Here is an 11,065-nt window from a genome sequence, read left to right as displayed (position 1 = left end):
ACAGCCGGTCCAGCTCCAGGGTCATGATCTCGTCGAAGCCGAACCCCTGGCCGGTCCTGCTGTCCCGGTTGAGGGTGATGGTCCCGTCGGGCGAGCGGCTGTCGAAGTGCACCAGATAGGCCGGATCGCCGTGCGGCGCGTCGGCCGTGTACGTCGCCGCGACGATGTCGAGGTCATTGTCCGGCGTCCCGAGGGGGCTGGGATCCCACTTGAGCGTCACCTCGACCTTCTCGATCCCTTTGTTGAACGTGCTCACCGGACTTCCCTCCCGTCATCTCCCGGGGACGCGGCGCGGTCCACGCGGGCACGCGGACCCCTCCCCGGGACTTCCCGTTGACTGACCATCGTGCCACGCCCGGCGGCCCCTGGGCGGGGCGAACTGGCCCTGGTCACCCACGGTTTGGCTCGGCCTGCGGTGGCTTGAAAGTGCCCTGCGCGGTGTTGTGGTCGCAGGGTCCGCTCAGTGCGCCCGCTCGTTCCAGAGGCGGCGGAGCTGGCCGTCCAGGACGTCCAGCGCCTCGGCGGGGGAGAGGTGGCCGATCAGGACGTGGGTGGTGAGGCCGTCGGCCAGGGCGAGGAGGGTGCGGGCCGCGCGGTCCGGGTCGGGGGTGTCGGAGGCTTCGGCGATCAGCCGCGCGAACAGCACCTGCAGGTGTGCGTAGTTGGTGCGCAGAATTCCGGCCAGCGGCGGACTGACCGCGGCCTGTGCCACGAAGGCCAGCCAGACCCGTGCCTCGGCGCGGTGCTCCTCGTGGACCAGCGACACCTCGGTCGCCGCGTGCCCCAGCGCTGTACGGGCCGACTGGGCGGGCGATGCGGTGAGCCGGGCCGACACCCGTGTGGCGACCCGCTCGCCGATCTGGCCGAGCGCGAAGACCAGCATCTCCTCCTTGGTGCCGAAGCAGCGCTGGACGGCCCCCATGGACACCTGCGCGCGGCCCGCCACGTCGCGGAGTGTGACGCCCTCCAGCCCGCTCTCGTCGGCGAGTTGGCACACGGCATCGGCGATCTGCCGGCGCCGGCTCTCGTGGTCGACCTGCTTGGGCATGCCCCGCACTCCGTTTTTTCGATGCGTTCGTATCGGTAATCAGGTTACGATCACTGAACCGATGCAAGCGCATCGGAAAAATGCGAAGACGGCCTGAAGCGGTTCGCGTGGGGGCCGTCCAGGAGCACAAGAGGGTGGGGACATGCGCGACACGCTGTGGAAAATGACGGCCCGGGCCCAGGCGACGGCGGTGCGTACCGGCGAGGTGTCGGCGGTGGAGCTGGCCGAGGCGCATCTGGCGCGGATCGCCGAGGTCAATCCGGCCGTCAACGCCGTCACCCAGCTCCTCGCCGAGCGGGCACTGGACGAGGCGGCGCGGACCGACCGCGGACGCGCGGCGGGGAGCGGCTGGGGCCGCTGGCCGGGGTGCCGTTCACCGTGAAGGAGACCACGGCCATCGAGGGGTGCCGACGACCTACGGCGCGAAGCGCTTCCGGAACGCTGTCGCGCACTGCGATGCGCCCCCGGTGTCGCGGCTGCGCGCGGCCGGGGGCATCCCGATCGGGCACAGCAACATCCCGACGCTCATCCTCGCCGGGATCCATACCCGCAGCGAGCTGTTCGGGGACACCGTGAACCCCTGGAGCCGCGCGGTCACACCGGGCGGCAGCAGTGGCGGCGACGCCGCGGCCGTGGCGAGCGGCATGGCCCCGCTCGGCCTCGGCAACGACTCCGGAGGGTCGGTGCGGCTTCCCGCGTCCTTCTGTGGCGTCGCGGGGCTGAAGCCGACCTACGGGCGGTTCGCCGCCGATCACCGCCTCGGGCCCGACGACCCGTCCCTCGCCGCACAGGTCCTCGTGGTCGACGGCCCCCTGGCCCGTACGGTCGATGATCTGCGGCTGGCGTACGAGGTGCTGGCCGGGGCCGATCCGCGCGACCCGCGGGCCGTTCCGGTGCCGCCCTACGGGGAGCCGTTGGGACGCCCCTTGAAGGTGGCGATGGTGACCGACCCCGGAGGCCACGGGGTGCACCCCGTGGTGCGCCGGGCCGTGCAGAGTGCGGCCGAGGCGCTCCGGGACGCGGGCTACGAGTGTGCGAGGTGGCGGACGTACCGCGGCTGGAGGACGCCCTCGACGCCTACGGCCGGATGACGGTCACGGAGTTCGCCACCACCTGGCCGGTGGTCAAGCCGCTGCTCGGGGAGGGCGGCCATCGCTATATCGAGCGGGCGATGGCGACGTTCCGCCCCGTGGAACTGGCGGAGTACCTGCGGCTCACCGGGGTGCGGATGGGGCTCCAGCGGGACTGGGCGGTGTTCCTGGAGGAGTATCCGCTCGTCCTGGCGCCCGTGTTCACCGATCCGCCGTTCGCACCCGGGGAGGAGCTGCGGGACGAGGAGAGCCATCAGCGGATACAGCGTGCCCTGCGGCTCTGCACCGCCACCAGTTTCGTCGGTGTGCCTGCGGTGGCCGTCCCCACCGGGGTGGTGGAGGGGCTCCCGTACGGCGTGCAGCTGATCGGGCGCTCCTACCGGGAGGACCTGTGCCTGGAGGCGGCCGAGGCGGTGGAGCGGCGGCTGGGTGTTCTCGCGCCGATCGACCCGCGCCCGTAAGGAAGTTCGGGCCGTTCGGAAGGTGACGCGCAGTGATCCCGGCTCGCCCCTGGGCCGTACGATGGCGCGGTGCTGGTCAAGTGGATTCGCCTCACCGTTGTGGACCGTCGAGGGTTCGAGCGGGGGCAGCGGAAATGGGCGGGGCTGCTGGGTGAGCCGGGGTTCCGAGGGCAGGGCGGGGGGTGGAGCCGTGGGCGGCCGGGCGTGGCGCATCTGGTGGCCTTCTGGGAGAGCCGGGCCTTCTACGACTCCTTCATGGCGCGCTCCCACCCGGCTGGCGGCCGCCCAGGCCGGCATGTTCAAGGACGCCCAAGTGCGGCTCTTCGAGCACGAGTTTGATGTGAAGGTGGGCTTCCGTCCGTCGTTCGCCGACGTGGATGTGCTGCGGCTGGCGCACTGCCAGGTGCGCCAGGACCGGGTGGATCACTTCATGCTGATGCAGGAGAAGGTCTGGAACCCCGCCATGGCGGGTTCGCCGGGAATGCTGCGGGGGATGCTGGGACGGGCTCCGGGGGAGGAGTTCTTGGTGCTGTCGATGTGGCAGTCGGCGGCCGAGCGGGGGAAGTACCGGCCCGAACGGGTGGAGCGGCTGGCGCTGCGGGCCCAGATAGCCGCCGATGTCAGGGCGATCGCGGGCGATGTGGTGCAGCTCGAACCGTCGTGGACGGTGTGAGGACAGTGGTCAGGAGGCGGCGCCGGGGGAGGTGCCGGCCGTACTCCCGGTGGTGAACGCCCCGGCGCGGGCCGCGGCCAGTGCGGCCGCCGCGGCCTGGTCCGCGAGGGCGTCGTCCACCGGCTCCCGGGTGATGAACAGGCGGAAAAAGAGCGGCGCGGAGACGGCGCGGGCGAGTGCGCCGGCGTCGATGGCACCGGCTGCGGTGGTGCCGGAAGCGGAATGTGGCGGGCCGGCTTCCGGGGTATCGGGCGCGGAGCCCGGCGTCGCCGGCAATTCCCCGCGCTCGACGGCCCGCTCGACGAGTACCTCGCAGCGCGCGAACCGCTCGGCGTAGTAGTCACGCAGCGCCACGGCCGCCCGCTCCGAGTGGAAGGCGGCGGCGATCATCGCGGAGCCCGACGCGGCTACCGCGGGGTCGGTGAAGGACACGACGACCTCGCGGGCCAGAGCGCGCAGATCACCTTCCAGGGACCCGGTGTCGGGTGGGGTCCAGCTGTCCTCGCCCGCGAGGTCGAGGGCGTCCGCCAGCAGGCCCTCCACGTCCTTCCAGCGGCGATACAGCGTCGTCTTGTGCACCCCGGAGTGGGCCGCGACGTATTCGACGGTCAAGCCCGGATAACCGTGCTCGGTGAGCCCGGCCAGTACGGCGTCGCGGACGGCGGCACGGGTACGGGCGGTACGGCCGCCCGGACGCCGGGTGCCGGGGGTGGGCGTGGTCTCACCGGTCCCGCGCCCGTTCTCGTGCACCGTCTCGTCAGACAATTGCTACTCCTGTTGCATTAGTGCGTTGCCCGTGTCATCCTCATCGTAATGCGACGAGGGTTGCATTTGCGTGAGGAGGGGGAATGTCCGCTCGGAACTCATTACGCGATGCCGGTCGGCACCGCGGTCGGTCGCTGCCCGCCGCGTGCCGCCGTGGCCTTGCCGGGGTCGCGGCGAGGCTCGCCGTCCTGCTGTGGTCCCTTGACTGCGTGCGGCATGTACAAAGCGGGCGATTTAGGCTGGCGGCATGGCTCGGCCCCGACGCATCGTCCTCATCCGCCATGGAGAGTCGGCGGGGAATGTCGATGACACCGTGTACGAGCGGGAGCCCGATCATGCGCTCTCCCTCACCGAGACCGGGCTGCGGCAGGCGAAGGAAGCCGGCGGTCCGCTGCGCGAGATGTTCGGCGAGGAACGGGTCTCCGCCTATGTCTCGCCCTACCGCCGAACCCACCAGACCTTCCGCGAACTCGGCCTCGATCCCGCCAGGGTCCGGGTGCGCGAGGAGCCCCGGCTGCGCGAGCAGGACTGGGGGAACTGGCAGGACCGCGACGACGTGCGACGGCAGAAGGCCTACCGGGACGCCTACGGTCACTTCTTCTACCGCTTCGCCCAGGGCGAGTCCGGGGCCGATGTCTACGACCGGGTCGGGGCGTTCCTGGAGAGCCTGTGGCGCAGCTTCGAGGACCCGGACCACCCGCCGAACGTCCTCATCGTCACGCACGGTCTCACCATGAGACTGTTCTGCATGCGGTGGTTCCACTGGACGGTGGCCGACTTCGAGTCGCTGTCCAACCCCGACAACGCGGAGCGGCGCATCCTGCTGCTCGGTCCGGACGGCCGCTACAGCCTGGACCGGCCCTTCGAGCGCTGGTGTGTACCCGAGTCTTATGGCGTCACCGGTTAGAGTGCACAGCGATGACCCCCGACCACCGTGACGCAGACCGCTGTGCGCGAGCTCTGGCGAGCCTGCGCGGCCTCTCCGTGGGTGATGCGCTCGGATCCCAGTTCTTCGTCCCCGCCCATTACCCCTCCCTCAAGCGCCGCGAGCTGCCTCCCTCCCCCTGGCAGTGGACCGACGACACCGAGATGGCCTGTTCCGTCCTGGCCGTGCTCACCGCCCACGGCCGGATCGATCAGGACGCGCTCGCCCGCTCCTTCGCCGACCGCCATGACTTCGACCGCGGCTACGGCCCGGCCGTCAATCGGATGCTGCGGCTGATCCGCGAGGGCGGGGACTGGCGCGAGCTGGCATCGGGACTCTTCAACGGTCAGGGCTCGTGGGGCAACGGAGCGGCCATGCGTATCGCTCCCCTCGGCGCCTGGTACGCCGACGACCCCGAGCAGGCCACCCACCAGGCGGAGATCTCCGCCTACACCACCCATCAGCACCGTGAGGCCGTCGTCGGCGCCATGGCCGTCGCCGCCGCGGCCGCCCTGGTGGCCGACCCGGCCCGTGACACCGGCCCCGAACAGCTGCTGGACGGTGTGCTGGAGCTGATCCCGCGCAGCGCCGTGCAGGCCGGACTGCGCCGCGCCCGCGACATGCTCGACTACGCCGACTCCAGCACCGTCGCCGCCGTCCTGGGCTGTGGACGGCGCACCAGCGCCCACGACACGGTGCCCTTCGCGCTCTGGGCCGCGGCCCGGCATCTGGGCAACTACGAGCGGGCGTTTTGGACCACTGCTCAGGCGGGCGGCGATGTGGACACCACGTGCGCCATCGTCGGCGGCATCGTCGCCGCCGGGCACGCCGGCCACCCTCCTGAGGCATGGCTGGAAGGCACCGAGCCGCTCCCGTCCTGGACACCCACCCTCGCCGACTGACGCACGGCCACCGCCTCGCTCCGCGCCCATCCCGCCCGCTGCGGCGTGCTCGCGCCTGTTCGTCGCGCCCATCCGCCGTATCCGTCCGCTGCGGTCCGCTGCCGTCTTCCGGGCGTCCTCCAACCACCGGCCTCGGGCGGCTACTTCACCCCGCACGGCTCCGCTCGGGGCGAGGGAACGGCAGCCTCCGGCGCCGGCCGCGCCTCGCCTGATCCAGCTTCCGCATACCCATCGGTAGCGGAAGCGGCGGGTCCCGTTCGCATGCTGCTCATGCGGCTGCCCGCACCGTTTCCCACCAGGTGGGGATCCGGTGCGGACGGCTGAGCCGAATAGGCGTAACCTTGCTGGCGCCATGCCGTACGAGCCCCCCACCCATTCCGTCGAGCGATCATTGCGCGCCACGACGGGCGCCAAGGTCGTTGCAGGTATCGACGAGGTCGGGCGCGGAGCCTGGGCCGGTCCGGTCAGCGTCTGCGCAGCCATCACCGGTCTGCGCCGGCCGCCCGACGGTCTCACCGATTCCAAGCTGCTGACCCCCAAGCGCCGCGAACTGTGCGAAGTGCTCGGCGAGTGGGTCACGTCGTACGCCCTGGGGCACTCCTCGCCCGAGGAGATCGACGCACTGGGCATGACCGCGGCCCTGCGGCTCGCGGCAGTCCGGGCCCTGGAGGCGCTGCCGGTTCAGCCGGACGCGATCATTCTCGACGGCAAGCACAACTACCTGGGCGCGCCATGGCAAGTCCGCACGGTCATCAAGGGCGACCAGTCCTGCATCGCGGTCGCCGCCGCGTCCGTGATCGCCAAGGTGCGACGCGACGCGATGATGGCCGAACTGGGCCTGGTCTACGCCGACTTCGACTTCGCGGCCAACGCAGGCTACCCCTCACCGACCCATCGCATTGCCCTGGAGGAGTACGGTCCTACGCCGCACCACCGAGTGTCGTGGTCCTACATGGATGCCCTGCCCCGCTGGCGGCATCTGAAGAAGGCGCGCATCACCCCCGAAGCAGCCGCTCTGGAAGCCGGTGGCCAACTCGGCTTCGATTTCTGAGCGGTACGCACATCAATTCGGTACCCGATGACGCGTTCCGCACTTACGTTTGATAGACATCCCTTTATGCCTCTCATCCCCGAGGAGCCTCAGATTCACGAGAGTGTCCCGGGTCCCCGCGCAACTCCGGCCGCCGGCCGTACCGCGCCGACCCCCCGTCCCGTTCCTGGTCCCGGTCCCCGCCCCGCGCCGCCGCGTGGCCCCGCGTCCAGTGTCCGTCCGGGCAAGCCCGGACCTGCTGCCCCGCCGCGTGGTCCTGTCGCCGCTCCGCCGGCGCAGCGCACCAGCTCCCCGCAGCCGCCCGCCGGCCAGCCCGGCGCCGCCGCGGGAGCACAGCTCCAGCTGGCACCCGCCGCCGGCGCCGTCGACGCCGCCGACGAGGCCGTCGACCTGCTGCTGGACTCCGGGCGTGCGCCGGGCGACATCCTGATGCTGACCACCGGTGAAACGCACCCGTGGGCCGCGCATGAACTGTCCTTCGGCGAGGCGTCCTACTGGGCCCAACACGACGCCGCGGACGATGTGTTCTACGCGGACGCCGGTGCCGAGCGTGCCACCGGCCGGCCCGTCGTGGTCGTCGCCATGAACGGCGGTACGGACGAGGTCACCGCGCAGGCGCTGCCCGCGGCGATGGCCCGTGCCGGAACGCTGCTGATCGTCTGCGGCGACCCGCAGCGGATCAACACCGTTCTCGGAGCACCCGCCTGACCGCTTCCGGTTCGCAACAGCCCGTCGGCCCCGAAGGCCGTCGGGCTCGCTTGCGCTCCGGCCCGGACGAGGTCGGGACGCCGGGCCGGGGGCTTCGGCGGAGAGGCGGAGGTGTGCCGGTCGTGACCGTCTGACTTCTGCCACCACCGGGATGCGCGGGCCGTCTGCCGTGGGTCATGGCACGCCCGGCGAGGTGCCTGCTTCTGCCGCCGGAAGCCGGGCGTACGTCCGCCCGGTCCGCTCAGCGTGCGGCCGTGTGCCGATGGGCTTCCGGGGCGCCGCCTCCCGTGCGCCGCGCCATCGACCGGTTCGGTGCGGCGGGCAGAGGCGCGGCCGTATGGGGCGCCTCGGGGCGCGCCGCCGTCGTGCGACGAGTCTCCATCCGTTCCGCCCCCGTCCGGCGTGCTGCCGTGACGGGCTTGTCCACGGTGGACGGTTTGGGGCGGCGCCCGCCCCGGCCCTCTCCCAGCACCTGCCAGCGGTCCGGGGTCAGCGTGATGTATGCCCCGCAACGGAGCCCGTGCAGCGTGCAGGCGTCGCGCAGCCCCCACATCCAGGCCCCGTCCGTCTCCGTCCACAAAGGCTCGCCCTCACGGCAGTAGAGCAGCACGGCGGTCCGGACCGGGGCGCGCAGCCGCAGGTCGTGCGGGATCACCCGGCGCAGATGCACCAGGAGCGCATTGCGGAACTCCCAGCCGTCGGGAGCGGCCGTGAGCTCCGTGAACGAGGCGCTGGCCGTCACCCGCTCCTGCACGTCGAGCACTGCGACGATGGCCGTCGACGGCACCGGCCGGTGACGGTCGTGCAGGCCGGCGACGACCTCACGGGGATTGCGCAGCAACGGGATGCCGGCCGAGGCCCATTCGGCGGGCTCCAGCATGCGGCCGAGTCGTGCGGCGGAGTCGGCGGACGTGGGCGGGGGCACCTGCGGGGGCGGGGCGAAGCCGAAGGTCACGTTCCTCCCATCGTCTACGCGTCCGCACGTCGGGCGGCGGCCTGGCGCGGATGGGCACCACGGCATGGCCCTGCCTGACCACGGACGGCCGGTACGGGGAAGCAACTCCAATTCTCGCGGTCGTACAGGCATGCGGCAACGAGCAATTCCCGCCCGTGACCGGAATCGCCCGGGGAGTGGCAAATGTTCCTTCCCGTCGCCGCGTGCCGTACGGCCCCTAGCCCTGTACGGCGAGGACCAGCGGAAACACCTCCGCTGCCCCCGCCCGGCGCAGCAGCCGGGCGGCCACGGCCAGCGTCCAGCCGGTATCGGCGTAGTCGTCCACCAGCAGCACCGGACCGCCCGCCGACTCCAACGCCTGCGCCAGCTCGGGTGGTACGCCCAGCGAACCGTCCAGAGCCCGGAGCCGCTGGGCACTGTTGCTGCGCGGAATCCTGCCGTCGGCACCGTCGTCCACCGAGGTCACCGCGCCCAGGAACGGCATGCGGCCGACTGCGGCGATCCGCTCGGCCAGCGACCGGATCAGCTGCGGGCGGCTGCGCGAGGAGAGCGCGACGACGCCCACCGGGCGGGCCGGTGCGTCCGCCGCCCCCGAGGCCCAACCACCGGGGCCCTTGGCCCAGTCGGCGAGCACGGTGACCACCGCGGCCGCGACATCGTCGGGGACCGGGCCGTCCGGGGCCTGCGGGGCGAGCATCGGGCGCAGCCGGTTGCCCCACCCGATATCGGAGAGCCGGCCCAGTGCGCGGCCGGTCGCGGCCAGCTCACCTGCCGGGATACGCCCCTTGAGGTCGACACCGACGGCCGGCAGGCCCGTCGGCCACATCCGCCGCGGCTCCACTTCCACCCCGGGCCGTCCCAGCTCACCGCGCGCCCCCTCCAGCGCTGCGGCGGACACCTCGGTGGTGAACCGCGCCCCGGCACAGTTGTCGCAGCGCCCGCACGCCACGGCCGCCTCGTCGTCCAGCTGCCGTCGCAGGAACTCCATGCGGCAGCCCGTCGTGGTGGCGTACTCCCGCATCGCCTGCTGCTCGGCCTCGCGCTGGCGCGTCACCCACGCATAACGCTCGGCGTCGTACGACCACGGGCGGCCGGTGGAGGTCCAGCCACCCTTGACGCGCTGTACGGCGCCGTCCACATCGAGCACCTTGAGCATGATCTCCAGGCGTGAGCGGCGCAGTTCGACCTGCGGCTCCAGGGCCGGCAGGGACACCGGCCGGCCGGCGGCCGCCAGGACGTCCAGCGTCCGCCGCACCTGCTCCTCGGGCGGGAAGGCCAGCGAGGCGAAGTACTTCCAGATCGCCTCGTCCTCCCGCCCGGGCAGCAACAGCACCTCGGCGTGCTCGACCCCACGGCCGGCCCGGCCCACCTGCTGGTAGTACGCGATGGGGGACGACGGCGAACCCATGTGCACCACGAAACCCAGGTCGGGCTTGTCGAAGCCCATGCCCAGCGCCGAGGTCGCCACCAGCGCCTTGACGCGATTGGCGAGCAGATCGTCCTCGGCCTGCTGGCGGTCGGCGTTCTCCGTCTTGCCGGTGTACGAGGAGACCGTGTGCCCCCGATGACGCAGGAAGGCCGTGACCTCCTCGGCTGCGGCAACGGTGAGCGTATAGATGATCCCCGAGCCCGGCAGCTCGTGCAGATGGTCCGCGAGCCAGGCGAGCCGGTGCGCGGCGTCCGGCAGCGGGAGGACGCCCAGGCTCAGGCTCTCCCGGTCCAGCGGCCCGCGCAGCACCAGTGCCTCGGTGGAGCCCCCGCCCGTGCCGAGCTGTTCGGCGACATCGGCGGTCACCCGCGCGTTGGCCGTGGCCGTGGTGGCGAGCACGGGCACACCGGGCGGGAGATCGGCGAGCATGGTGCGCAGCCGTCGGTAGTCCGGCCGGAAATCATGGCCCCAGTCGGAGATGCAGTGCGCTTCGTCGACCACCAGCAGACCGGTCGCCGCCGCGAGCTTGGGCAGCACCTGGTCGCGGAAGTCCGGGTTGTTGAGGCGCTCGGGGCTGACCAGCAGGACGTCCACCTCGCCGGCCGCCACCTCGGCCTGGACGGTGTCCCACTCCTCGGTGTTGGCGGAGTTGATCGTGCGGGCGCGGATCCCGGCCCGCGCGGCGGCCTCGACCTGATTGCGCATCAGCGCGAGCAGCGGGGAGACGATCACGGTCGGTCCGCTGCCGCGCTCACGCAGCAGCGCCGTCGCGACGAAATAGACCGCGGACTTGCCCCAGCCCGTGCGCTGTACGACCAGCGCGCGGCGGTGGTCGGCGACCAGCGCCTCGATCGCCCGCCACTGATCCTCGCGCAGCCTGGCCTCGCCGCCGGGATCCCCGACGAGGCTCAGGACGGCATCGGCTGCGGCACGCAGATCTTCGTTGCTCATGCCCCCATGCAACCCGATGCCACTGACAACGCGCGAATGCCCGCCCGAAGCTGTGGATAACTGCGTCGCCCGAGAGTTATCCACAGGGGTCGCGGCGCAGCGGCCG

General features: G+C 72.0%; 9 protein-coding genes and 2 pseudogenes. 6 read left to right on the top strand and 5 right to left on the bottom strand.

All coding sequences use genetic code 11. The features are described 5' to 3' along the window. Both Scani_RS39665 and Scani_RS39660 read right to left on the bottom strand, forming a co-directional pair. The coding region (locus tag Scani_RS39665; protein WP_167538231.1) for a TerD family protein at positions 1-256 on the bottom strand (256 nt) is incomplete at its 3' end. Between the two features lie 204 nt (positions 257-460). Then, a complete protein-coding gene (locus Scani_RS39660; RefSeq protein WP_159469306.1) occupies positions 461-1,048 on the bottom strand; it encodes a TetR/AcrR family transcriptional regulator in 588 nt (195 codons plus the stop codon). Positions 1,049-1,190: 142 nt separating this feature from the next. On the opposite strand from Scani_RS39660, the pseudogene Scani_RS39655 reads away from it, so the two are divergent. Together Scani_RS39655 and Scani_RS39650 are read left to right on the top strand one after the other, a co-directional pair. Beyond that, positions 1,191-2,600, top strand: a pseudogene (locus Scani_RS39655) (amidase). A gap of 69 nt (positions 2,601-2,669) precedes the next feature. Then, a pseudogene (locus Scani_RS39650) lies at positions 2,670-3,273 on the top strand (YdbC family protein). Positions 3,274-3,282: 9 nt separating this feature from the next. On the opposite strand, the gene Scani_RS39645 reads toward Scani_RS39650, so the two are convergent. Next, entirely contained in the window at positions 3,283-4,038 is a 756-nt protein-coding gene (locus Scani_RS39645) for a TetR/AcrR family transcriptional regulator (RefSeq protein WP_246295428.1), read from the bottom strand. A gap of 247 nt (positions 4,039-4,285) precedes the next feature. Between Scani_RS39645 and Scani_RS39640 the strand changes: the two genes are divergently transcribed. The 4 genes from Scani_RS39640 to Scani_RS39625 all read left to right on the top strand — a co-directional run bounded on the left by Scani_RS39640 (position 4,286) and on the right by Scani_RS39625 (position 7,624). Next, positions 4,286-4,945: a histidine phosphatase family protein gene (locus tag Scani_RS39640; RefSeq protein ID WP_159469302.1), complete on the top strand. Its 660-nt coding sequence runs from the start codon at positions 4,286-4,288 to the stop codon at positions 4,943-4,945. Positions 4,946-4,956: 11 nt separating this feature from the next. Next, entirely contained in the window at positions 4,957-5,865 is a 909-nt protein-coding gene (locus Scani_RS39635; RefSeq protein WP_159469300.1) for an ADP-ribosylglycohydrolase family protein, read from the top strand. A gap of 352 nt (positions 5,866-6,217) precedes the next feature. Then, a complete protein-coding gene (gene rnhB, locus Scani_RS39630; RefSeq protein WP_159482904.1) occupies positions 6,218-6,916 on the top strand; it encodes a ribonuclease HII in 699 nt (232 codons plus the stop codon). A gap of 66 nt (positions 6,917-6,982) precedes the next feature. After that, entirely contained in the window at positions 6,983-7,624 is a 642-nt protein-coding gene (locus Scani_RS39625) for a hypothetical protein (protein ID WP_159482903.1), read from the top strand. 241 nt (positions 7,625-7,865) lie between these two features. Here Scani_RS39625 and Scani_RS39620 read toward each other — a convergent pair whose 3' ends face one another. Both Scani_RS39620 and Scani_RS39615 read right to left on the bottom strand, forming a co-directional pair. Next, the gene (locus Scani_RS39620; protein WP_159469294.1) at positions 7,866-8,579 is read right to left on the bottom strand and encodes a hypothetical protein; all 714 of its coding nucleotides are present in this window, start codon (positions 8,577-8,579) and stop codon (positions 7,866-7,868) included. Positions 8,580-8,796: 217 nt separating this feature from the next. Then, positions 8,797-10,959, bottom strand: coding sequence for a RecQ family ATP-dependent DNA helicase (locus Scani_RS39615; RefSeq protein WP_159482902.1), 2,163 nt, complete (start codon positions 10,957-10,959; stop codon positions 8,797-8,799). Positions 10,960-11,065 lie beyond the last annotated feature (106 nt).

Source organism: Streptomyces caniferus, from assembly GCF_009811555.1.
In the GTDB taxonomy this organism is placed as follows: domain Bacteria; phylum Actinomycetota; class Actinomycetes; order Streptomycetales; family Streptomycetaceae; genus Streptomyces; species Streptomyces caniferus.
Note: the sequence above shows the minus strand (reverse complement) of the source record. Positions and strands in the feature narration are given on the sequence as shown.

Bases quoted from the DNA above. Each gene is read 5' to 3' on its own strand.
- Scani_RS39615 (WP_159482902.1), bottom strand. From the start codon at position 10,959: ATGAGCAACGAAGATCTGCGTGCCGCAGCCGATGCCGTCCTGAGCCTC.
- Scani_RS39625 (WP_159482903.1), top strand. From the start codon at position 6,983: ATGCCTCTCATCCCCGAGGAGCCTCAGATTCACGAGAGTGTCCCGGGT.
- Scani_RS39640 (WP_159469302.1), top strand. From the start codon at position 4,286: ATGGCTCGGCCCCGACGCATCGTCCTCATCCGCCATGGAGAGTCGGCG.
- Scani_RS39635 (WP_159469300.1), top strand. From the start codon at position 4,957: ATGACCCCCGACCACCGTGACGCAGACCGCTGTGCGCGAGCTCTGGCG.
- Scani_RS39660 (WP_159469306.1), bottom strand. From the start codon at position 1,048: ATGCCCAAGCAGGTCGACCACGAGAGCCGGCGCCGGCAGATCGCCGAT.
- rnhB (WP_159482904.1), top strand. From the start codon at position 6,218: ATGCCGTACGAGCCCCCCACCCATTCCGTCGAGCGATCATTGCGCGCC.